Source organism: Streptomyces sp. NPDC022910 (genome assembly GCF_055561075.1).
On sequence record NZ_JBVHHL010000004.1, the window covers coordinates 124605 to 145930 of the forward strand.

Annotated in this window: 17 protein-coding genes and 2 pseudogenes; 7 read left to right on the top strand and 12 right to left on the bottom strand. The window is 71.4% G+C overall.

Annotated features, from left to right (window positions below; translation table 11 throughout):
* Positions 1-9 precede the first annotated feature (9 nt).
* Both ACZ3TS_RS05435 and ACZ3TS_RS05440 read right to left on the bottom strand, forming a co-directional pair.
* Positions 10-819: a TetR family transcriptional regulator gene (locus ACZ3TS_RS05435; protein WP_467613820.1), complete on the bottom strand. Its 810-nt coding sequence runs from the start codon at positions 817-819 to the stop codon at positions 10-12.
* Positions 820-955: 136 nt separating this feature from the next.
* Entirely contained in the window at positions 956-2761 is a 1806-nt protein-coding gene (locus ACZ3TS_RS05440) for a 3-hydroxyacyl-CoA dehydrogenase family protein (RefSeq protein ID WP_467613822.1), read from the bottom strand.
* Positions 2762-3123: 362 nt separating this feature from the next.
* On the opposite strand from ACZ3TS_RS05440, the gene ACZ3TS_RS05445 reads away from it, so the two are divergent.
* Positions 3124-3699, top strand: a complete 576-nt coding sequence (locus ACZ3TS_RS05445) for an adenylosuccinate lyase (RefSeq protein WP_467613824.1) — start codon at positions 3124-3126, stop codon at positions 3697-3699.
* Between the two features lie 3 nt (positions 3700-3702).
* Here the strand turns inward: ACZ3TS_RS05445 and ACZ3TS_RS05450 are convergent, their stop codons facing one another.
* The 4 genes from ACZ3TS_RS05450 to ACZ3TS_RS05465 all read right to left on the bottom strand — a co-directional run bounded on the left by ACZ3TS_RS05450 (position 3703) and on the right by ACZ3TS_RS05465 (position 7520).
* Positions 3703-4209 carry a GNAT family N-acetyltransferase gene (locus ACZ3TS_RS05450; RefSeq protein WP_467613827.1) on the bottom strand — a complete coding sequence of 169 codons (507 nt, stop codon included), beginning with the start codon at positions 4207-4209 and terminating at the stop codon, positions 3703-3705.
* A gap of 62 nt (positions 4210-4271) precedes the next feature.
* A complete protein-coding gene (locus ACZ3TS_RS05455; RefSeq protein WP_467613829.1) occupies positions 4272-4670 on the bottom strand; it encodes a RidA family protein in 399 nt (132 codons plus the stop codon).
* A gap of 56 nt (positions 4671-4726) precedes the next feature.
* Positions 4727-6307 (bottom strand): alpha/beta hydrolase, encoded by a 1581-nt coding sequence (locus ACZ3TS_RS05460; protein ID WP_467613831.1) that lies wholly within the window; start codon positions 6305-6307, stop codon positions 4727-4729.
* A 169-nt stretch (positions 6308-6476) separates the two neighbouring features.
* Positions 6477-7520: an Rv2578c family radical SAM protein gene (locus tag ACZ3TS_RS05465; protein ID WP_467613833.1), complete on the bottom strand. Its 1044-nt coding sequence runs from the start codon at positions 7518-7520 to the stop codon at positions 6477-6479.
* Between the two features lie 210 nt (positions 7521-7730).
* Between ACZ3TS_RS05465 and ACZ3TS_RS05470 the strand changes: the two genes are divergently transcribed.
* The 4 genes and pseudogenes from ACZ3TS_RS05470 to ACZ3TS_RS05485 form a co-directional block, all read left to right on the top strand.
* Complete coding sequence (locus ACZ3TS_RS05470; protein ID WP_467613835.1) at positions 7731-8636, top strand: alpha/beta hydrolase; 906 nt, start codon at positions 7731-7733, stop codon at positions 8634-8636.
* Positions 8637-8748: 112 nt separating this feature from the next.
* Positions 8749-9192: an SRPBCC family protein gene (locus ACZ3TS_RS05475; RefSeq protein WP_467613837.1), complete on the top strand. Its 444-nt coding sequence runs from the start codon at positions 8749-8751 to the stop codon at positions 9190-9192.
* 300 nt (positions 9193-9492) lie between these two features.
* Positions 9493-11895, top strand: coding sequence for an MFS transporter (locus tag ACZ3TS_RS05480; RefSeq protein ID WP_467613839.1), 2403 nt, complete (start codon positions 9493-9495; stop codon positions 11893-11895).
* Positions 11896-11987: 92 nt separating this feature from the next.
* Positions 11988-12110 (top strand): annotated as a pseudogene (locus ACZ3TS_RS05485) (SAM-dependent methyltransferase); the annotation flags it as partial.
* A gap of 141 nt (positions 12111-12251) precedes the next feature.
* Here the strand turns inward: ACZ3TS_RS05485 and ACZ3TS_RS05490 are convergent.
* The gene (locus tag ACZ3TS_RS05490; protein WP_467613841.1) at positions 12252-13265 is read right to left on the bottom strand and encodes a LacI family DNA-binding transcriptional regulator; all 1014 of its coding nucleotides are present in this window, start codon (positions 13263-13265) and stop codon (positions 12252-12254) included.
* Positions 13266-13375: 110 nt separating this feature from the next.
* On the opposite strand from ACZ3TS_RS05490, the gene ACZ3TS_RS05495 reads away from it, so the two are divergent.
* Together ACZ3TS_RS05495 and ACZ3TS_RS05500 are read left to right on the top strand one after the other, a co-directional pair.
* Positions 13376-14530: a Gfo/Idh/MocA family protein gene (locus ACZ3TS_RS05495; protein ID WP_467613843.1), complete on the top strand. Its 1155-nt coding sequence runs from the start codon at positions 13376-13378 to the stop codon at positions 14528-14530.
* Positions 14531-14630: 100 nt separating this feature from the next.
* Positions 14631-15123: pseudogene (locus tag ACZ3TS_RS05500) on the top strand (GNAT family N-acetyltransferase).
* Positions 15124-15153: 30 nt separating this feature from the next.
* Here ACZ3TS_RS05500 and ACZ3TS_RS05505 read toward each other — a convergent pair.
* From ACZ3TS_RS05505 to ACZ3TS_RS05525, 5 genes are all read right to left on the bottom strand, one after another.
* Positions 15154-15954, bottom strand: coding sequence for a GntR family transcriptional regulator (locus ACZ3TS_RS05505; protein ID WP_467613845.1), 801 nt, complete (start codon positions 15952-15954; stop codon positions 15154-15156).
* An 80-nt stretch (positions 15955-16034) separates the two neighbouring features.
* Positions 16035-17537, bottom strand: a complete 1503-nt coding sequence (locus tag ACZ3TS_RS05510; RefSeq protein WP_467613847.1) for a CoA-acylating methylmalonate-semialdehyde dehydrogenase — start codon at positions 17535-17537, stop codon at positions 16035-16037.
* A 29-nt stretch (positions 17538-17566) separates the two neighbouring features.
* Positions 17567-19450, bottom strand: a complete 1884-nt coding sequence (iolD, locus tag ACZ3TS_RS05515; RefSeq protein WP_467613849.1) for a 3D-(3,5/4)-trihydroxycyclohexane-1,2-dione acylhydrolase (decyclizing) — start codon at positions 19448-19450, stop codon at positions 17567-17569.
* Positions 19451-19487: 37 nt separating this feature from the next.
* Positions 19488-20393: a 5-deoxy-glucuronate isomerase gene (gene iolB / locus ACZ3TS_RS05520; RefSeq protein WP_467613851.1), complete on the bottom strand. Its 906-nt coding sequence runs from the start codon at positions 20391-20393 to the stop codon at positions 19488-19490.
* A gap of 28 nt (positions 20394-20421) precedes the next feature.
* Positions 20422-21300 carry a Cgl0159 family (beta/alpha)8-fold protein gene (locus tag ACZ3TS_RS05525; protein ID WP_467613853.1) on the bottom strand — a complete coding sequence of 293 codons (879 nt, stop codon included), beginning with the start codon at positions 21298-21300 and terminating at the stop codon, positions 20422-20424.
* Between the last annotated feature and the right edge of the window lie 26 nt (positions 21301-21326).

Here is a 21326-nt window from a genome sequence, read left to right on the forward strand (position 1 = left end):
TGGGATCCGCTAGGAACGCTCCTTGAGGGCCTGCTCGATGGTCCGCATGACCTCGTCGAGCGGCGCGTCGGTCCTGGCCACGGTCACCAGCACCTCGCCCTGTGCGGTCGCGGCCGGCGCGGTACGGGGCGCGGCCCCGCGTCCGGCGCCGATCCCCGTGCCGAACGTCCTGCGCACGATCGCGAAGGCGTGGTCCAGCTGGGCCTCCACGTCTCCCTGTCCGCCGGCCCTCAGCCAGCGCCGCAGCACGTGATTGTGTGCGGTGACGACCGCCGACGCGGCGACCTCCGCGAGCAGCGGATCGTCGTTCGCGTCGTCGTCGTGCGCGTGCTCGTCGAAGTGGCCGAGCAGATAGCGGGTGAAGAGCCGCTCGTAGCGGGCGACCGAGGCGATCTCCGCCTCGCGCAGCGTCGGCACCTCGCGCGTCAGCTTGTAGCGCTGCACGGAGATCTCCGGCCGCGCCGCGTACATCCTCATCACTTCCTTGATGCCGCGGCACACGGTGTCCAGCGGATGCTCGTGCGCGGGCGCGGCGTTGAGCACCGCCTCGGCCCGGACCAGGGTGTCGTCGTGGTCGGGGAAGATCGCCTCTTCCTTGGAGCGGAAGTGGCGGAAGAACGTGCGCCGGGCGACCCCGGCGGCCGCCGCGATCTCGTCGACGGTGGTCGCTTCGTACCCTTTCGTAGCGAACAGTTCCATCGCCGCGGCCGCCAGTTCCCGGCGCATCTTGAGCCGCTGGGCGGCGGCACGACTGCCTGCGGCACTCTCCGGTGCGTCGGGCGCGGCTGGTGTACGTGAGGACTTGGCGGGCTGGGACATGACCCGAACGTACTGCATGTGCGCAGGATGGTGCGCATGTCCCGGGTGACCCCCGCCCCGCACGGGCGGGGGGTCGCCGGTCGGATCGAGCAGCCCGCCCCAGTCGGCGCCGCCCTGGAACCAGTCGCCGGGCCGGTCAGCGCTTGGCATATTCGCGGAAGCCGCGGCCGGTCTTGCGGCCGAGGCAGCCCGCGGCCACCAGGTGTTCCAGGAGGGGCGCGGGGGCCAGACCCGGGTCTCGGAACTCGCGGTGCAGCACCTTCTCGATGGCCAGCGAGACGTCCAGACCGACGACGTCGAGCAGTTCGAACGGTCCCATCGGGTAGCCGCCGCCCAGCTTCATCGCCGCGTCGATGTCGTCAAGAGATGCATAGTGCTCCTGCACCATCTTGATCGCGTTGTTGAGATACGGGAACAGCAGCGCGTTCACGATGAATCCGGCGCGGTCGCCGCAGTCGACGGGGTGCTTCTTGACCGATCCGCACAGCTCGCGGACCGTCGCGTGCACGTCGTCCGCGGTCAGCACCGTACGGACCACCTCGACCAGCTTCATGGCCGGGGCCGGGTTGAAGAAGTGCATGCCGATCACGTCCTGCGGGCGCGAGGTGGCGCGGGCACAAGCGACGACCGGCAGCGAGGAGGTGGTGGTGGCCAGGATCGCGCCGGACTTGCAGACCTTGTCGAACGTGGCGAACAGCTGCCGCTTGACCTCCAGGTCCTCGGCGACGGCCTCCAGGGCCAGGTCGACATCGGCGAAGTCGTCGTAGGAGCCCGTGGGCCGGATCAGGTCGAGCGTCCGCGCGGCCGCCTCGGTCGTCATCCGGCCCCGGTCGACCGAGCGTGCCAGCGACTTGCCGATCCGGGCCTTGGCGGCCTGGGCCTTCTCCTCGGTGCGGGCGGCGAGGACGACCTCGTACCCGGCCTTGGCGAAGACCTCGGCGATCCCGGACGCCATGGTGCCGGAACCGGCGACACCGACCGAGCGGACCTGACGGCCCGGAACCAGGGCGGCGTCCTCCAGCGGCGTCAGTGCGTCCCGCACGACGACCGGGCTGCCGGGCGCCTCGTACGTGTAGAAGCCGCGCCCCGACTTGCGGCCGGTCAGGCCCGCCTCGCTGAGCTGCCTGAGGATCGGGGCGGGTGCGTGCAGCCGGTCGCGGGAGGCGGCGTACATGGCCTCCAGGACCGTACGGGCCGTGTCGACGCCGATCAGGTCCAGCAGGGCGAGCGGCCCCATGGGCAGTCCGCAGCCCAGTTTCATCGCGGCATCGATGTCCTCGCGCGAGGCGTACTTGGCCTCGTACATCGCCGCGGCCTGGTTGAGGTAGCCGAACAGCAGTCCGTCGGCGACGAATCCGGGGCGGTCGCCCACCGCCACGGGCTCCTTGCCCAGGTCCAGGGCGAGGTTGGTGACCGCGGTGACGGCCACGGGCGCGGTCAGCACGGACGAGACGACCTCGACCAGCCGCATCGCCGGTGCCGGATTGAAGAAGTGCAGTCCGAGGACCCGCTCGGGGTGGGACGAGTCGGCCGCGAGCCGGGTGACGGAGAGGGCGTTGGTGCCGGTGGCGAGGATGGCGTCCGGGCGCACGATGCCGTCGAGGGCCCGGAAGACCTGCTGTTTGATCTCGTACGACTCCGGGACCACCTCGATGATCAGGTCGGCGTCGGCCGCGGCCTGCAGGTCCGTGAAGGTACGGAAGCGGGCGAGGGCGTCGTCGCGCTCCTGCTCGGTCAGGCGCCCGCGGCCGACGGCACGGGCGGTGGCGGCGTCCAGGGCGGCGACGGCCTTGGTGGCCGCCGCCTCGCTGATGTCGATGCCGACGACCTCGCGGCCGGCCCGGGTCAGCACCTCGGCGATGCCGGTGCCCATGGTGCCGAGGCCGACGACGGCAATGGTCTTGATCGGGGACAGAGGGGTGTCGGACAGGGGAGTGGCCATCGCGGACTCCAGAAATGAGGGTGACGACTGAGGAGTGCGCCCGGATACGTCGACGGGCGCACACATGGCGGAGGATGCGGGTGTCTGCCGGGCTGACGAGCGCACACGCCCGGTGCCGTCCACGGACGTGCACACGTCCGGAAACGGTGATCCGACCGGCCCTGTCCCGGAGCCGCGTCGTACTGCGGTACACGATGTACCGAACCGACTGCACTCGCGGCGGCTGCGTCACCAGGCCACTGCGAGGTCGCGCGAGTGGGTAACGCGCTCGATTGAGCTTAACCCGCGGGTAACGAGCGCGCCAGTCCCCGGGTTTGTGATGTAGGTCCCCGTGCCCGGCGCAGACGCCTAATCTCGGCGCCATGGACGAAGCGTTGCGATCCCTCACGGAGCGTTTACGGGCCGAGGCCGGTGGGTCTGCGGCGTACGAGCGGCTCGTGGCCACCGGCGACCTCGACGAGCTGGCCGCCGTGCTCACCGAGCCCGGCCGGCCGCTGTGGGCCCGGGAGGCGGCGGCCTTCCGGCTGGGTGTCGCGGGGGACCGGCGGGCGTTCGAGGCGCTCGTCCTTTTGCTCAACCATCGCGATCCGCAGCGCTGCGCCTCGGCCGCCCATGCCCTGGCCCGGCTCGGTGATCCGCGCACCGCCCGCGCCGCGGCCGCCCTCGCGACGAACGAACTGCGTGTCGCCTACGCCCTCCACCCCGTTCGCCTGCTCGTCGAGCTGCGCGCCCCCGAGGCCGTGCCCGCGCTGATCACCACCCTGCAGCGCAGGCTTCGGCCGCACGATCCGTACCGGAAAGTGGCGCTCGCCTGCGTGGAGGGGCTCGGCGCGCTGGGCGACGACCGGGCCAGAGCCGTGCTCGACGAGGCCCTCGCGCATCCGGCGCTCGCGGAGGCGGCAGTGCACGCGCTGACCCGGATCCCGGGGCCGCGGTGAGCCTCAGCCGCGAAGCGGCAGTGCGGCGGCGTACCGCACCTCGGGCACGGCGACCCCGTCCACCTCGAACGGCTCCTCGGCGCCGTCGGCGTGGAAGCCCGCGCGTTCGTAGAAACGCCGGGCGCGCGTGTTCTCCCTGAGCACCCACAAGAACATGCGTTCCCGTCCGGCCGCGGTGCACCGCCCAACCGACTCGGCCAGCACAGCCCGGCCGATGCCGCCGCCGAGCAGGTCGGGAGACACGTAGATCGCGTACAACTCGGCGTCGCCGGTGCGGACTTCGCCGTCCCGGTACGGTCCGTGCGCGGCCCAGCCGACGGTCTCGCCGTCCTGCTCGGCGACCAGGTTCACCACGCTGCCGTCGCCCTGCGCGAGACGGGCGCGGCGCCGCTCGGCGTCCGCCTCCACATCGAGCGCGTCGAGGTACGACTGAGGCATCAGTCCCTGGTAGGCGACTCGCCAGGCGCGGATGCGGAGCTCGCTCACGCGCCGGCAGTCGTCGGGGGTCATGTCACGGATGCGGAGTGTCCATGGCCGAACGGTAGACGGGCGCGGCTCTGGCGGGCCATGGGTTATTCCGGCAGCACCGCGTACGCCTCGATCTCCATCAGGAACTCCGGGCGCACCAGCGCCGCCACCTGCACCGCCGACGCGGCCGGCAGCCGGTCGTCCGGTATGTGCCCGGCGCGGGCCGCGCGGATCGCCGGCATGTACGCCATGTCCGTGACGAAGAAGGTCAGTTTGACCACGTGGTCGAACGTGGCCCCGGCGGAGGCCAGACAGCGGCGCAGGTTCTCGAAGACCTGCCGGGCCTGTGCCGCCGGGTCGCCCTCGCCGACCAGCTTGCCGTCCTCGTCGAGCGCGAGCTGGCCGGAGACCGCGACGAAACGTCCGGTGCCCATGACGACGTGTGTGTACGCGGCGGCGGGGGCGACCCCGTCGGGGGCGGGAATCCTGATCGGCTCACTCATGCGTCCATGGTGGACCATGGGTCCGACAACGCCCCCGACGGGCGGGATCTGCTTGCTCAACCGCGGGAGCCGAGGAGGCCGTGCAGCGTTGAACCGCGCTCGGCGGCGGCCGCCTTCGTGCTCGTCGGTTCCGGATCGGGCAGTTTCTGGCACACCGCGTCGATGCCGCTGCCGCTGCCGCTGTGCGGCACCGTGCCCTTGTCGAGGTACGCCGCCAGGTACTTGTCCAGGCAGGCGTTCCCGCTCAGCGTGATGCCGTGGTTGCCGCCGCCCTGCTCGACCACGAGGCTGGAGCCGCGCAGCAGGTGATGGACCGTCACACCGCCCTGGTAGGGCGTGGCGGCGTCGTCGGTCGCCTGGAACAGCAGCGTCGGCGGCAGCGCCCTGTTGGACACGTCCACCGGCCGCAGTGAGGACGTCGGCCAGAAGGCGCACGTCGCGTTGTACCAGGCGTTGTTCCAGGTCATGAACGGCGCCTTGGCGTACGCCGCCCAGGTGTCCTTGCGCCACTGCGCCCAGTCGCGTGGCCAGGAGGCGTCACGGCACTGCACTGCGGCGTAGATGCTGTAACCGTTGTCGCCCGAGGCGCCGACCGCGCCGATTTTCTCGTACGTCGCGACCAGCGGGCCGGAGTTCTCGTCGTTCACGTACGCCGCGAACGCCTCGGCGAGGCGCGGCCAGTAGCCGTTGTAGTAGCCGCCGGGCATGAAGGTGTCCTCCAGCTCGGAGGCGCCCACCTTCTTCTGGGCGGGATTCCTGGCCAGCGCGGCCCGCATCGCGTACCACTTGGCCTCGACCGTGGCCGGGTCGCTGCCGAGCCGGTACGTCGCGTCGTGCTGTGCGACCCACGCCAGGAACGCCAGATGGCGGTCGTTGAACGCGTAGTCCTGATGGATGTTGTCGTCGTACCAGATGCCCGTGGGGTCGACGATGGAGTCGAGCACCAGACGGCGTACCCGCTGCGGGAAGAGTTTCGCGTAGACGGCGCCCAGGTACGTGCCGTAGGAGTAGCCGAAGTAGCTGACCTTCGAGGCGCCGAGCGCCTGCCGGATCCCGTCCATGTCGCGTACGGCGCTGATCGTGTCGATATAAGGCAGCACGCCCGCGTACTTGGCGCCGCACGCCTTGGCGAAGGAGGCGACGCGGGAGAGGTTGGTCTTCTCCAGGGACGGGAGGCGGGGAACCGAGTCCGGGCGTACAGGGTTGAAGTAGCCGGGTTTGCAGTCCAGGGCGGGTTTGCTCTTGCCCACGCCCCGCGGGTCGAAGCCGATCACGTCGTACTGTGCCGCCACCGCCTTGGGCAGCGAGGACGCGACGAATCCGGCGAGCGTCAGACCGCTGCCGCCGGGCCCGCCGGGGTTGACCAGCAGCGGCCCCTGATACGTCTTCGCGGTGTGGGGGACGCGGGACAGAGCCAGCGTGATCTGCTGCCCGCGCGGGTTCGCGTAGTTCAGCGGCACCGTCACGGACGCGCACTGGAGCGTCGGATAGTTGGTGGTGCCGCACTTCTTCCAGGTGGGTTCCGCCGCTTGCGCGGTGTCCGCGGTGCGCGGTGCGCTCGCATCGGCCGGGACCGCGGTGAGCATCCCGGCCACCACGACGGCGGCTCCGCACAGCACGGCTGCGCGTTCTCTCATGTCAGGCCTCCCAGGGCGGAGGGGGTCGGACCACGAGTGTCAGGTCCTCGCCGCATCGTCCCGGAAAGCCCGCCTCGAAGAACGCGTTCGCGCGCGACTTGACCCAATCGGGTCGCGTGAAGCGCTCGGATGCGCCCGCAAACCTGTCGAAGCTGCGCCGGTAAGGCTGTCAGAGAAGCGAGAGTTGGGTCGGCCCGGCCGGCACCGCGGGCTCCGGCGCCAGGGGTTCGGGACGCCGGATCCTGCGCGGCATCCCCGGCCGAGTGGGGCCGATGCCGTACTCCTCGGCCAGTTCGTGCACCTGACGGGTGATCCGGCGCTGATACCACTTCGGCGCGTACGCACCCTCCGCGTACAGCCGCTCGTAACGGCGTACGAGGTAGGGGTGCCGGTGCTCGAGCCAGACCATGAACCATTCGCGGGCTCCCGGGCGCAGATGCAGCACCAGCGGGGTCACCGAGGTGGCGCCGGCTGCGGCGATCGCCCGTACGGTGGAGCGCAGTTGGGCCGGTTCGTCGCCCAGGAAGGGGATCACCGGAGCCATCAGGACGCCACAGTCGATGCCGTGCTCGCTCAGGGTGCGTACGACGTCCAGGCGGCGCTCCGGCGCCGGGGTGCCCGGTTCGACGGTGCGCCACAACTCCTGGTCGACGAAGCCGACGGAGACGGAGATGCCGACGTCGGTGACCTCCGAGGCCTGCTTCAGCAGGTCGAGGTCGCGCAGGATCAAGGTGCCCTTGGTCAGGATCGAGAACGGGTTCGCGTGGTCGCGCAGGGCGGAGATGATGCCCGGCATCAGCCGGTAGCGGCCCTCGGCCCGCTGGTAGCAGTCGACATTGGTGCCCATCGCGATGTGCTCGCCGTGCCAGCGGCGCGAGCCGAGGTGGGCGCGCAGCAGTTCCGGGGCGTTGACCTTCACCACGATCTGGGTGTCGAAGCCCAGCCCCGTGTCGAGGTCCAGATAGCTGTGCGTCTTGCGCGCGAAGCAGTACACGCACGCGTGCGTGCAGCCCCGGTAGGGGTTGACCGTCCATTCGAACGGCATGCGGGAGGCGCCCGGTACCCGGTTCACGATCGAGCGGGCCCGGACCTCGTGGAAGGTGATGCCACGGAACTCCGGGGTGTCGAAGGTGCGGGTGGTCACCGCGTCCGCATCGAACAGTGCGGCGTTGCGGGCCGTGGCGGGGTTCTCGGCCAGATGGTCCCAGCGCATGGGCGCCTCCTCGGTAGCACTCGCCACACAATAGAACACATGTTCCCTTGATCGCGACAGGGATTCGATTAATCGTTCGATTTGGTGGGCTTCCTTCTCTGACCTGCCGCTTTCCGGCCCGCACCGTCTCTGCTCCGAGCGGTGTGCTCGGGCGGCCGGAGGTCGGCGCGTCCGGCGCCTCCGGGTCGGCCTGTGCGACATAACAGACGTATGCAACACAGCAGAGTGGTGCAGCAGCCGAATCCGTCGCCGACCGTGTCGGCGGGCGTGCGCCCCATCGTCCTGGAGGCGGCGGGTGTCGCCCTGTCCTGTCTGCTCGCCGAGCCGCCGGACCGGGAGCCGAGGGCCACCGTGGTCGCCGTGCACGGCGGCGGTATGACGGCGGCCTACTTCGACGGGCAGGCCCATCCCGACCTGTCCCTGCTCACGCTCGGCGCGCGCCTCGGCTTCACGGTGCTCGCCGTGGACCGCCCCGGCTATGGCCTGTCCGCGGGGCAACTGCCCGTCGGACAGACCCTCGCGGAGCAGGCGGAGGTGCTGGAGGCGGTCATGGAGCGGTTCGCCGCGCGGCATGCCACCGGTGCCGGGTTCTTCCTGCTGGCGCACTCCTACGGCGGCAAGCTCGCCCTCGTGACGGCCGCACGCTCCGCCGGCCTGCTCGCCCTGGACGTGTCCGGCTGCGGCCACCGCTACGACCTCGAGCCGGACGACCTGTCCCGGGTCGGGCGCCGCCCGGACAGGCAGCGCAACTGGGGCCCGTTGCGGCTGTATCCGCCGGACACGTTCCGTTCGATCGGGGCCCTGGTGGCTCCCATGCCGGACCGCGAGGCGGACGAAGTCGCCCGCTGGCCCGGAATGTTCGAGGAACTGGCCCCGCGCATCCGGATCCCCGTCCGGCTGACCTTCGCCGAGCACGAGGCGTGGTGGCTGCACGGGGAACGCGACATCGCCGACCTCACGGCCCGGCTGACCGCGGCGCCTGTCGTGCGTGTCGAGCACCAGCCGGACGCCGGTCACAACATCAGCCTGGGCTGGGCGGCGCGTACGTACCACCTGCGCGCCCTCGCCTTCTTCGAGGAACGCCTCGCGATGCCGCCGGATCTCCGCAGGCGGTAGCGGCGTCCGGTGAAGGCACGACCACCTGCTGCCGATGTCCCGTCCGGCACCGTGCCCCGGGTGTGATGGGATGGCGCACGCCCCCACTCACACGTACAGGAAGAGGAAGGCCATGGCGCAGGTCGAGGCCACGACGGAGCGGACCATCGCGGCGGACGCGGAGACGGTGTTCGACGCTCTCGCCGACTACAGCGGCACCCGCCGAAGGCTGCTGCCCGAGCAGTTCAGCGAGTACGAGGTGCGCGAGGGCGGCGACGGCCAGGACACCCTCGTGCACTGGAAGCTCCAGGCCACCAGCAAGCGCGTCCGTGACTGCCTTCTGGAGGTGACCGAGCCGACCGACGGCGAACTCGTCGAGAAGGACCGCAACTCCTCGATGGTCACCACCTGGCGGGTCACCCCGGCCGGCGAAGGCAGGTCCCGGGTGGTCGTGACCACCACCTGGAAGGGTGCCGGCGGTATCGGCGGCTTCTTCGAGAAGACCTTCGCACCCAAGGGCCTCGGCCGGATCTACGACGCGGTGCTCGCCAAGCTCGCCGCCGAAGTGGAGAAGTGACACCGGGTATGCCCCCCGGCGCGCGCGGCACGAGCCCGTGAGCGCCGCCACGGCTCCCGGCGCGCTCCGGGGCGCGGGTCGAGGATCCCGAGCCCCCGGAGCGCGTGTCGTCCGTCGTCCGGATGATTCCCGCGCTCACCGGTTCGAGTGGTTTTCCGTGCGACGCGGTTGTACGCCGTAGGGCTTCCGACCGGCGGATACCTTCATGCGGTCCACCTCACGGGCGACTCGTCGCGCTTGATCCCAGTTGTCGCGCAATGCGAGAAATGGGCGGCGCAGACGCGACGAGGGGAGCGGCAGGTGGGCGGGACGACTGCGGTGGAACCGGACCTGGGCAGTGAGCGGGCCGTACGGCCCGTGGTCCCGGACGCTCCCCGTGAACCGGCCGGTACCGGGTCATCGGAGGCGCTCAGCCCGAGCCGGGTGCGCCTGGTCTTCCTCGGGCTCATGCTCGCGCTGCTGCTCGCCGCCCTCGACCAGATGATCGTGGCCACCGCGCTGCCGAAGATCGTCGGCGAGCTGCACGGCCTGGACCGGATGTCCTGGGCGATCACCGCGTACCTGCTCACCTCCACCGTGGGACTGCCGGTCTACGGCAAGTGCGGTGACCTCTTCGGCCGCAAGGGCGTCTTCCAGTTCGCGATCGGCGTCTTCGTCATCGGCTCGGTGCTCGCCGGACGGGCGCAGAGCATGGACCAGATGATCGCCTTCCGCGCCGTCCAGGGCGTCGGCGCCGGCGGGCTGATGATCGGTGTGCAGGCGATCATGGCCGACATCGTCCCGCCGCGCGAACGCGGCCGTTTCATGGGCATCATCGGTGCCGCCTTCGGTCTCGCGTCGGTCGCAGGGCCGCTCCTCGGCGGCTACTTCACCGACCACCTCTCCTGGCGCTGGTGCTTCTACGTCAACGTGCCCTTCGGCCTGATCACCCTGGCGGTCGTCACCGTCGTGCTGCGCCTGCCCAAGCCCGCGGTGAGGGCCCGGCTCGACGTGCTGGGCACGCTGCTGCTGGCCGCCGCGTCGACCTGCCTGGTGCTGCTGACCAGTTGGGGCGGAACCGAGTACGCCTGGAGCTCCCGGGTCATCCTGGGCCTGGGCGCCGGGGCGGCCCTGGCGAGTGTCCTCTTCGTGATCGTCGAGGGGTTCGCCGTCGAACCCCTCATCCCGCTGCGGCTGTTCCGGGACTCCGTCTTCAACGTCACCGCCCTGGTGGGGCTGGTCATCGGCGTGGCGCTGTTCGGCGCCGCCAGCTACCTGCCCACCTTCCTGCAGATGGTCGACGGGGCGAGCGCCACCGAGTCCGGACTGCTGATGCTGCCGATGATGGCCGGGATCGTCGCCACCTCGATCGTCAGCGGACAGCTCATCAGCCACACCGGCCGCTACAAGGTCTTCCCGGTCCTCGGCAGCGTCCTGGCCGCCGTCGGCATGTGGCTGCTGTCCCGGCTCGACATCGACACGTCGCGGCTGGAGTACAGCATCTGGATGGCCGTTCTCGGCGCCGGCATCGGCCTCGTGATGCCGGTCCTGGTCCTCGCCGTGCAGAACTCCGTGCGCCCCGCCGACCTCGGCGCCGCGACCAGCGCCAACAACTACTTCCGGCAGATCGGCGGCAGCGTCGGCGCCGCCGTCTTCGGCACCCTGTTCGCCAACCGCCTCTCGGACGCGCTGGACCAGCGCCTGCCTCCCCGTGCCGGTGCCGGGCTGCCCGACCCCGAATCGATCACCCCGCAGCTCGTCCACGCCATGCCCCCGGCGCTGCGCGACGCGTACATCGCCGCGTATGCCGACGCCATGCCGAGGATCTTCCTCTATCTCGTGCCGGTCATCGTGCTCGGCCTGCTCATCGCCTTCTTCCTCAAGGAGAAACCACTGGTGTCCCACAACACCTCCGCCGAGTGCCCGCCCGCGGCCCAGGTCCCGCAGGCACGTTCGCCGTACGCCGCCGGAGTGCCCGTCTGCGGCACCGTCCAGCATCACGACGGCACCGTCGTCCCCCGCGCCGCGCTCACCCTCATCGATGTCGCGGGTGTCCAGATCGGGCGGGGCGCGAGCGGCGAGGACGGGCGGTACGCGCTGTCCACGCCCGGATCCGGCTCGTACGTCCTGATCGCCGCGGCCGGCGGGCACCAGCCGCAGGCCGTCTCCGTGACCGTCGGGGAGCGCCCGGTCGAACTCGACGTCGTGCTCGGCGGCGCGGGACGGCTGGCGGGCAGCGTCCTCACGGCCGACGGAACGCCGGTGCGGGACGCCGCCGTCACGCTCACCAACGTGCACGGAGAGGTGGTCTCGAGCACCCGCACCGGGCGCGAAGGGGGCTACATCATCAGTGAGTTGGTGGCCGGGGAGTACACCCTCGCCGCCAGCGCGCCCGCGTTCCGCCCGGCTGCGCTGCCGGTCACCGTGCAGGCCGCGCGCGAGACCCGGCAGGACATCGAACTCGCAGGGGGCGCGGTGCTGCGCGGCACCGTGCGCGCCGGGGACGGGCGGCCCGTGGAGGACGCACGGGTGACGCTGCTCGATGCCGCGGGCAATGTCGTCGACACGCTGACGACGCGGGCCGACGGAACGTTCCGGTTCGTCGATCTGTCGTCCGGGGAGTACACGGTGATCGCGGCCGGGTACCCGCCGGTGGCCACGGTGTTGCAGGTTGCCGGGGGCGGCAGGACGGAGCGGGATCTGCAGTTGGGGCACGAGGACTGAGGGGTGGCAAAGGCCTCGTCCGTCGGCTGCGGGTCACCTGTGACGGTCGCGCCCGCGCGGCGGAGCCGCAGGACGTCACAGGCGGAGTATCTGGGGCCGCGGGCCTGACGGTCCTGGCGACCGGCGAACTGCCCTTGGTCACCACGGAGCACACCGCGGACGGCACACGTATCGAACTGCCGTCGAGGTGGATCGTCGCGGGGCGACAGGCCTGAGGGACGGAGTCTCGTGGGGATTGCCCCCACCGGATGGGGCCTCCGCGTCCTGCGCGGGTCCCGGCCCGCGCGGTACCGGTCTGGATCACGGGGGAACCCGCTGACGCGGCCCCGCGGCCGGTGCGCAGTGCTGGGGCGTCGTCAGGCGTCGGTTCCCCGACCAGGCGCCCCCGTCGTCCCCCTGACCTCCAGGGACGGCGTGGTGAGCACGAGTTCCGCCGGGCGGGCGGGGTCGGCGACGCGGTCGAGGAGGCGCTGGGCGGCGCGGCGTCCGACGTCGTGGCTGCCGTTGTCGACCGTGGTGAGCCACAGGTGCCGCAGGTGTGAGAGGTAGGTGTTGTCGTAGCCGATGAGGGAGAGGTCGCGCGGCACCTGGAGGCCGAGCTCCTCGGCCGCCGAGAGGGCACCGACGCAGGCTATGTCGTTGAACGCGAAGACGGCGGTGGGGCGTTCACGGGCGCTCAGGAGGCGCACCGTGGCCCGGTAGCCGCCCTCCTCCGTCAGGTCGCCCTGCTCCACGACCGCCGTTTCGGCGAGGCCGTGCTCGCGCATGACCGTCTCGAAGCTGCGCCGGCGCAGCTCGCCGACCACCCCCTGCCCGGCGATGTGGGCGATTCGGCGGTGCCCGAGGCCGATGAGGTGCTCGGTGGCGAGGCGGGCGCCGTGCTCGTCGTCGCCCGCGACGATGTCGACGGTCGGCAGCTGCGGCTCACGGGCCCCCGCGACGACGGTGGGGATCCTGGCGGCTGCCGTGCGCAGCGCGTCGGAGGGCGGCAGGGTGCCGACGGCGATCAGGCCGTCGACCCGCAGGTCCGTGAAGGTGCGGGTGAGGTCCTCGCCGAGGCGCCGGTTGAGGTGGCCGTCGGCCAGCAGCATGTGCAGACCGGAGTCGTGCAGCCGGGAGTTGAGGCCGTCGAGCAGCTCCACGAACCAGGGGTTGCGCATGTCGTTCAGCAGAACGCCGACCGTACGGGTACGCCGCTCGCTCAGGCTGCGCGCGGCGGCGTTGGGCCGATAGCCCAGCTCGTCGACGGCGGCCAGCACGGCCTGCCGCTTCTCGGACCGCACCTGATCGGAGCCGCGCAGCACCAGGGAGACCAGCGACTTCGACACTCCGGCCCGTTCGGCCACATCGCGGATCGTCGGCGGTCTCATGCGTGGACCGTTCCACAGGGTGTGTGCTCTTGTCAAAGGGATTGACAAGTGCGTGAACGGACCCCAGTGTGAGCCGGGCAAGCTCTGGAACGGTCCAAAAAGGGGCAGTCATGGTGAGTACGCTCGGCGTCGCCGTCGTCGGATTCGGCTGGATGGGACGGGTGCACACCCAGGCCTACGTCCGCGTGCCGCATCACTTCCCGCAGCTGTCCGTACGGCCCGAACTGATCGCCGTCGCCGACGACGTGCCCGGCCGTGCCGAGGAGGCCGCCGGCCGCTACGGCTTCGCCACCGCCGTCCGGGACTGGCGCGAGATCGCGGCCGACTCGCGGGTGCGGGCCGTGAGCATCGCCGCCCCCAACTTCCTGCACCGCGAGATCGGCGTCGCCATGGCCGAGGCGGGCAAGCACATCTGGATCGAGAAGCCCGTCGGACTGACCGCGGAGGACGCCCGCGCGGTCGCGGGCGCCGTCGCCAAGGCCGGCGTCCAGGGCACGGTCGGCTTCAACTACCGCAACGCGCCCGCCGTGGCCGCCGCCCGCGAACTGATCGCTTCCGGCGAGATCGGCACTGTCACCCATGCCCGCATCCGCCTCTTCAGTGACTACGCCGCCCACCCGGAGGGTGCTCTGACCTGGCGCTACGAGCGCGAGCGCGGCGGCAGCGGAGTTCTCGGCGACCTCGCCTCGCACGGGGTGGACCTGGCCCGCTTCCTGCTCGGCGAGATCGAGTCGCTGGCCGCCGACACCGCCGTCTTCATCGCCGAACGGGCCCGTCCCTCCGGCGCGACCGCCGGTCACACCCGCGCGACGGGCGGCGCGCCCGGTCCGGTCGAGAACGAGGACTACGTGAACTGCCTGCTGCGGTTCGCCTCCGGCGCCCGCGGCGTCCTGGAGGCCTGCCGGGTCTCGGTCGGCGAGCAGAACAACTACGGCTTCGAGATCCACGGCACCAGGGGCGCGGTCTTCTGGGACTTCCGGCGTATGGGCGAGCTCGGCGTCAGCCGCGGGACGGCCTACCAGGACCAGCCCGTCAGCACCCTCTACGTCGGCCCCGGCCACGGCGAGTTCGCCGCTTTCCAGCCCGGCGCGGCCAACGCCATGGGGTACGACGACCTGAAGGTCATCGAGGCACACCACTTCCTGCGCTCCGTCGCGGAGGGCACCGCATACGGCGCCACTCTCGACGACGCCGTGCACAGCGCCGCCGCGCTGGACGCCATGAGCCGCTCCGCCGAGCGGGGCGCGTGGGTGAGCCCGGCCTGAGCGCCGGACGCATCCGGTGACCGGCCCCGGACCGCGGCCGCACGGCCCGCCGCCGCCCGCCGGACGCAGATGCGATCGACGGTGGGTAGGGTCCTCGGTCATGACGAGACTGGAGCGGCTCCGGGCGGACCACGCGCCCGCCCTGCTGGTCTTCGAGCGGGAGAACCGGGAGTATTTCGCGCGGTCGGTAACGGATCGCGGGGACGCGTACTTCGCCGGATTGGCCTCCCGCCACCGTGCTCTGCTCGCCGAGCAGGAAGCGGGTCTGTGCCATTTCCACGTCGTCCTGGACGAAGAGCGGTGAGCTGATCGGCCGCGTCAATCTCGTGGACGTCCTGGCAGGGAGTGCCGAACTCGGCCATCGGATCGGCGAGCGCGCCACGGGCCGGGGCGTGGCGACGGCCGCGGTGCGGGGCGTGTGCCGTCTCGCTGTCGTCGACTATGACCTCTCCGAACTCACCGCCGTGGTCGCCATCGACAATCCGGCGTCCAGGGCCGTGCTCCTGCACAACGGATTCGCCGCCGTGGAGGACACCACGGTCGGAGGGCGGCCCGGCGTGCGCTACCGACGCCGTCTCGCCGCCGTGCGATGAGCGGTTTCGGCCGCTCGGCGAGGCGGCCCGTCAGGGCCGGACGAGGAGCTGGAAGTCGAAGGCGTAGCGCGAGGCGCGGTAGACATGGGTGCCGTACTCGACCGCGCGGCCCGTGTCGTCGTACGCCGTGCGCTGCATCGTGAGCAGGGCCGCGCCCTCGGGCTCGCCCAGCCGCTCCGCCTCCTCGGCGGTGGCACAGCGCGCGCCGACGGACTGCCGGGCGCTGTGCAGGGTGATACCGACGCCGCGCATCATCCGGTACAGGCCCGTCGCCTCGAGTTTCTCCGTGTCCAGGTCCAGCAGGCCGGCCGGCACGTAGTTGGACAGGAACGCCATCTGCTGGCCATGGGCGAGGCGAAGGCGTTCGATGTGGTGCACCTCGCTGCCCTCGGAGATCCCGAGGGCGGCCGCCACCTCGGCCGACGCCTGTACCACCTCGTTGCGCATCACCCGGGTCGTGGGCTTCTGCCCCGCGGCCTCGAGATCGTCGTAGAGACTGCTGAGCTCCAGGGGGCGCTTGACCTGGCTGTGCACCACCTGGGTGCCCACGCCCCGGCGGCGCACCAGCAGCCCCTTGTCCACCAGCGACTGGATGGCCTGGCGGACCGTTGGACGGGAGAGCCCGAGCCGCCCGGCGAGCTCGATCTCGTTGCCCAGCAGACTGCCCGGACCGAGCGCACCGTGCTCGATCGCCGCCTCCAGCTGCTGGGCCAGCTGGTAGTAGAGCGGGACCGGGCTGCTGCGGTCGAGGGCGAAATCGAGGGTTGCCGGTGTGGATGTGGTCACGGAGAGAGAATAGGCGGCCGACTGGTTGACAGGAACCCTTGTCATCACATTGTCCTGACAATAGATCTCGACGACGGCCGGTGCGGGAGGCGACGCGTACCGTCCCGCACCGGCCGCCGCTCCTCTCAGGAGTTGCTCGGGAAGCCGAGGTTGATACCGCCGTCGGCCGGGTCGGGCCAGCGCGTGGTGATCACCTTGCCCTGGGTGTAGAAGGCGATGCCGTCGTTGCCGTAGACGTGCAGATCGCCGAAGAGCGAGTCCTTCCAGCCGCCGAAGGAGTGGTAGCCGACCGGCACCGGGATCGGCACGTTGACGCCGACCATGCCCGCCTGTACCTCCAGCTGGAAGCGGCGGGCGGCACCGCCGTCCCGGGTGAAGATCGCGGTGCCGTTGCCCCAGCGGGAGCTGTTGATGAGCTTGATGGCGTCGTCGTAGGTGTCGGCGCGCACCACGCACAGCACGGGACCGAAGATCTCGTCCCGGTACGCGTCCGCCGTCACCGACACCCTGTCGAGCAGCGACACACCGATGAAGAAGCCGTCAGCGCACTCGGGGTGTCCCTCCACGGTGTACTGCGTGCCGTCGACGACGACTTCGGCGCCCTGTTCCGCCGCGCTCGTCACGTAGGAGGCCACCTTGTCGCGGTGCTCACGCGTGATCAGCGGGCCCATCTCGGAGGCCGGGTCGTCGCCGGGGCCGATGCGCAGGTTCTTCGCGCGCTCAGCGATCTTGCCGACCAGCTCGTCGCCCGTCTCGCCGACCGCGACCACGACCGACACGGCCATGCAGCGCTCGCCCGCCGACCCGTACGCCGCGTTGATGGCCTGGTCGGCCGCGAAGTCCAGGTCGGCGTCGGGCAGGACCAGCATGTGGTTCTTGGCGCCGCCGAGGGCCTGGACGCGCTTGTCGTGCTCGACCGCCTTGAGCTGGATGTACTTCGCGATCGGGGTGGAGCCGACGAAGGAGACCGCCGCCACGTCCGGATGCTCCAGGAGCCGGTCCACGGCCACCTTGTCGCCCTGCACGATGGTGAACACGCCGTCCGGCAGGCCCGCCTCGGCCAGCAGCTCGGCGAGCCGGAAGGAAGCCGACGGATCCTTCTCGCTCGGCTTGAGCACGAAGGCGTTGCCGGCCGCGATCGCCAGCGGGAACATCCACATCGGCACCATGGCCGGGAAGTTGAACGGCGTGATGCCCGCGACCACACCGAGCGGCTGGCGGATCGAGGCCACGTCGACGCGGGTGGAGACCTGGGTGGACAGCTCACCCTTCAGCTTCTCGGAGATGCCGCAGGCCAGCTCCACGATCTCCAGACCGCGCGCCACCTCGCCGAGCGCGTCCGAGTGCACCTTGCCGTGCTCGGCGGTGATCAGCTCGGCGATCTCGTCGCGGTGCGCGTCCAGCAGCTCGCGGAACTTGAACAGGATCGCGGTGCGCTTGGCGAGCGAGGACTGGCCCCAGCTCTCGAAGGCGGCCTTCGCGGTGGCGACGGCGGTGTCGACCTCGTCGACGGTGGCGAAGGCGACCTGCTTCTCCTGGGCGCCGGTGGCCGGGTTGTAGACCGGGCCGAAGCGCCCCGAGGTGCCCTCGACGGGCCTGCCGCCGATCCAGTGGTTGATGGTCTTCATGGTGCGGAGGGACCTTTCGTGAGCGGGGGTCAGAGGTGGCGCCGGCGGCCGGCGGCGTGCCGGTCGTACCTCTCACGGGCCGTCAGGGCGGCTTCGCGGGAGGCGACCTCGGCGACGGGTACGTCCCACCACGCCTCGGCGGGCGGAGCGGTCGGCGTCGGGTCGGTCTCGACGTACACGCAGGTGGGGCGGTCACAGGCGCGTGCCGCGGCCAGGGCGTCGCGCAGCTCCCGTACGGTCTTGGCGCGGATGACGTCCATGCCGAGGCTCGCGGCGTTGGCGGCCAGGTCCACCGGGAGCGGGGCTCCGGTGAAGGTGCCGTCGGCGGCGCGATGGCGGTAGGCGGTGCCGAAGCGTTCGCCGCCGGTCTCCTCGGAGAGGCCGCCGATGGAGGCGTAGCCGTGGTTCTGGATCAGGACCAGGTTGACGGGCAGGCCCTCCTGGACGGCGGTGACGATCTCGGTGGGCATCATCAGGTAGGTGCCGTCGCCGACCAGGGACCACACCGGTGTGCCGGGCGCGGCCTGCTGGACCCCGATCCCGGCCGGGATCTCGTAGCCCATGCAGGAGTAGCCGTACTCCAGGTGGTACTGGCGCGGCGAGCGGGCCCGCCAGAGCTTGTGCAGATCGCCGGGGAGCGAGCCGGCCGCGTTGATCACCACGTCGTCGTCGCCGACGACGGCGTCCAGCGCGCCCAGGACCTGGGTCTGCGTCGGTACGGAGTTCTCGTCGTCCGCGCGGTAGGCGCTCTCGACGACCCGCTCCCAACGCTCCTTGCCCGCGCGGTACTCGGCCTCGTACGCCTCGCCGACGCGGTGGCCGGACAGGCCCTCGGCGAGCGCCTCCAGGCCCGCCCGGGCGTCGGCCACCAGCGTGCGGGCGGCGAGCTTGTGGGCGTCGAAGGCGGTGATGTTGAGGTTGACGAACCGCACGCCGGGGTTCTGGAAGAGCGTGTTGGAGGCGGTGGTGAAGTCGCTGTAGCGGGTGCCGACGCCGATGACCAGGTCGGCGGTGCGGGCGATGTCGTCGCAGACGGCGGTGCCGGTGTGGCCGATGCCGCCGAGGTCCGCGGGATGGTCGTGGCGCAGGGAACCCTTGCCCGCCTGGGTGGAGGCCACCGGGATGCCGGTGGCGTCGACCAGGGCCTTGAGGGCCCCTTCGGCCTCGCTGTGGTGGACGCCGCCGCCCGCCACGATCAGCGGCCGCTCGGCGGCGCGGATCGCGCGCACCGCCTCGGCGAGCTCCACCGGGTCGGGCGCGGGACGGCGTACGTGCCAGACGCGCTCGGCGAAGAACTGCTCCGGCCAGTCGTACGCCTCCGCCTGCACGTCCTGCGGCATGGCGAGGGTGACCGCGCCGGTCTCGGCCGGGTCGGTGAGTACCCGCATGGCGTTCAGCACGGACGGGATCAGCATCTCCGGACGCGTGATCCGGTCGAAGTAGCGGGAGACCGGGCGCAGTGTGTCGTTGACGGACACATCGGCCTCGACGGGGTGCTCCAACTGCTGCAGCAGCGGGTCGGCGGGGCGCGTCGCGAAGTAGTCACCGGGCAGCAGCAGTACCGGGAGACGGTTGATCGTCGCCAGCGCGGCGCCGGTGACCAGGTTGGTGGCGCCGGGGCCGATGGACGTGGTCACCGCCTGCGCGGACAGCCGGTCCCGCTGGCGCGCGTAGCCGACCGCCGCGTGCACCATGGCCTGCTCGTTGCGGCCCTGATGGAAGGGCATGGTGTCCTCGCCCGCCTCGAGCAGCGCCTGGCCGATCCCGGCGACGTTGCCGTGGCCGAAGATGCCCCAGGTACCGGCGATCAGCCGGTGCCGTACGCCGTCGCGCTCGCTGTACTGCGCGGACAGGAACTGCACCAGTGCCTGGGCGACGGTCAGGCGACGCACTGACTGGTTCGGATGGCTCATCGGGACCTCACTGGGACGGCTTCTTGCGCGAAGGGCTTCACTGGGCGGGGGCGGTGTAGAGCGGAAGGCGGGCGTCGACCGGGTCCGCAGGCCAGGTGCCGCGGATCCAGGCGTGGTCGGGGTGGTCGCAGATCAGCCAGGCGCGGTCGGGGTCGGGGCCCGCCATGACGTTGAGGTAGTACATGTGGTGGCCGGGCACGGCCATGGAGGGGCCGTGCCAGCCGTCCGGGATGAGGACGACGTCGCCGTCGCGCACCTCGGCCAGCACGTCGGTTCCGCTGCCGTGACCGGAGGGGGAGACCCGCTGGTAGCCGAGCCCGGGCGTGTCCCCGTGGGCGGCGAACTCGAAGTAGTAGATCTCCTCGAGCTCGGACTCCTCGCCGGGCCGGTGCTCGTCGTGCTTGTGCGGCGGGAAGGAGGACCAGTTGCCGCCCGGTGTGATCACCTCGACGGCGATGAGCTTGTCGCACTCGAAACCGTATCCATCACCGCCTCCGGCGGCGGCCGCGGCGCCGAAGTTGTTGACCTGGCGGGAACAGTTCCCGGTGCCGCGCAGTTCGACCGGGACCGAGGACGCCGGCCCGTAGCGGGCGGGCAGCCGGCGCTCGCAGCGGGCGCCGGTGAGTGCGAAGCGGCCGCCGTCGCGGGACGCGATCGAGACCTGGGCGTCGCGGGGTGCGTACGCGAAGTCGCTGACGCCGCTGAAGACGCTCTCCCGGCCCTGCAGCCGGAAGGTGTCACCGCCGACGGCGACCGTGCAGGAACCCGACAGCGGGAGCACGATCCACTCACTGTCGCCGGTGTCGAAGGAGTGCCAGCCGCCGGGCGGCAGTTTAAGTACGCGCAGGCTGGAGTAGCCCCAGCCGGCCGACTCGGGGCTGACGTCCACGGCGTAGGCGTCGCCGGCGGCCTTGCCCGCGGGAAGGTGATGCGCAGTGGTCATGATGCCCTTCTCTGGAGAGCGGACGGGTTCAGAGCAGGCCGACCGCGGTGTCCACCGCAGTCTCCACGTTGCCCTCGGCGGGATACAGCAGGGACCGGCCGACGACCATGCCCTGGACGGTGGGCAGACGCAGGGCCTTGCGCCACTTCTCGTACGCGCCCTCCTGGTCCTTGCCGACCTCGCCGCCCAGAAGCACGGCGGGCAGCGTGGACGCCTCCAGCGCCTCGGCCATGTCGTCCGGGTCGTCGGTGACCGGAAGCTTGAGCCAGGTGTAGGCGGAGGTGCCGCCGAGGCCCGAGGCGATGGCGATCGACCGGGTCACGGCCTCGGCGCTCAGGTCGTTGCGCACCCTGCCGTCGACGCGGCGCGATATGAACGGTTCGACGAACAGCGGCAGTCTGCGCGCGGCCATGTCGTCGACGGCCCGCGCCGTGGACTCCAGGGTCCGCAGGGAGCCGGGGTCGCCGTAGTCGATGCGCAGCAGCAGTTTCCCGGCGTCGAAGCGGAGCCGTTCGATGTCCTCGGCGCGGTGGCCGGTGAAGCGGTCGTCCATCTCGAACGACGCACCCGCGAGTCCGCCACGGTTCATGGAGCCCATGACAACCTTGTCGTCGAGGACGCCGAGGAGCAGGAGGTCATCCAGGATGTCGGCGGTGGCCAGCACCCCGTCCACGCCGGGCCGGGACAGCGCCACGCACAGGCGCTCCAGCAGATCGGCGCGGTTGGCCATGGCCAGGTGGCGGTCGCCGACGCCGAGGGCGCCGCGGGCCGGGTGGTCGGCGGCCACGATCATGAGGCGGCCGCTGGCGCCGACCAGCGGGCGCCGGACCCGGCGCGCGGCGGCTTCGGCGATGGCCTCCGGATGCCGGGCGCGCACCGTGGCGAGGTCGGGGATGCTGATGCTCAAGACAGGCTCCGTTCAGGGGTGGCGAC

Bases quoted from the DNA above. Each gene is read 5' to 3' on its own strand.
- ACZ3TS_RS05435 (WP_467613820.1), bottom strand. From the start codon at position 819: ATGTCCCAGCCCGCCAAGTCCTCACGTACACCAGCCGCGCCCGACGCA.
- ACZ3TS_RS05440 (WP_467613822.1), bottom strand. From the start codon at position 2,761: ATGGCCACTCCCCTGTCCGACACCCCTCTGTCCCCGATCAAGACCATT.
- ACZ3TS_RS05445 (WP_467613824.1), top strand. From the start codon at position 3,124: ATGGACGAAGCGTTGCGATCCCTCACGGAGCGTTTACGGGCCGAGGCC.
- ACZ3TS_RS05450 (WP_467613827.1), bottom strand. From the start codon at position 4,209: ATGACCCCCGACGACTGCCGGCGCGTGAGCGAGCTCCGCATCCGCGCC.
- ACZ3TS_RS05455 (WP_467613829.1), bottom strand. From the start codon at position 4,670: ATGAGTGAGCCGATCAGGATTCCCGCCCCCGACGGGGTCGCCCCCGCC.
- ACZ3TS_RS05460 (WP_467613831.1), bottom strand. From the start codon at position 6,307: ATGAGAGAACGCGCAGCCGTGCTGTGCGGAGCCGCCGTCGTGGTGGCC.
- ACZ3TS_RS05465 (WP_467613833.1), bottom strand. From the start codon at position 7,520: ATGCGCTGGGACCATCTGGCCGAGAACCCCGCCACGGCCCGCAACGCC.
- ACZ3TS_RS05470 (WP_467613835.1), top strand. From the start codon at position 7,731: ATGCAACACAGCAGAGTGGTGCAGCAGCCGAATCCGTCGCCGACCGTG.
- ACZ3TS_RS05475 (WP_467613837.1), top strand. From the start codon at position 8,749: ATGGCGCAGGTCGAGGCCACGACGGAGCGGACCATCGCGGCGGACGCG.
- ACZ3TS_RS05490 (WP_467613841.1), bottom strand. From the start codon at position 13,265: ATGAGACCGCCGACGATCCGCGATGTGGCCGAACGGGCCGGAGTGTCG.
- ACZ3TS_RS05495 (WP_467613843.1), top strand. From the start codon at position 13,376: ATGGTGAGTACGCTCGGCGTCGCCGTCGTCGGATTCGGCTGGATGGGA.
- ACZ3TS_RS05505 (WP_467613845.1), bottom strand. From the start codon at position 15,954: ATGACAAGGGTTCCTGTCAACCAGTCGGCCGCCTATTCTCTCTCCGTG.
- ACZ3TS_RS05510 (WP_467613847.1), bottom strand. From the start codon at position 17,537: ATGAAGACCATCAACCACTGGATCGGCGGCAGGCCCGTCGAGGGCACC.
- iolD (WP_467613849.1), bottom strand. From the start codon at position 19,450: ATGAGCCATCCGAACCAGTCAGTGCGTCGCCTGACCGTCGCCCAGGCA.
- iolB (WP_467613851.1), bottom strand. From the start codon at position 20,393: ATGACCACTGCGCATCACCTTCCCGCGGGCAAGGCCGCCGGCGACGCC.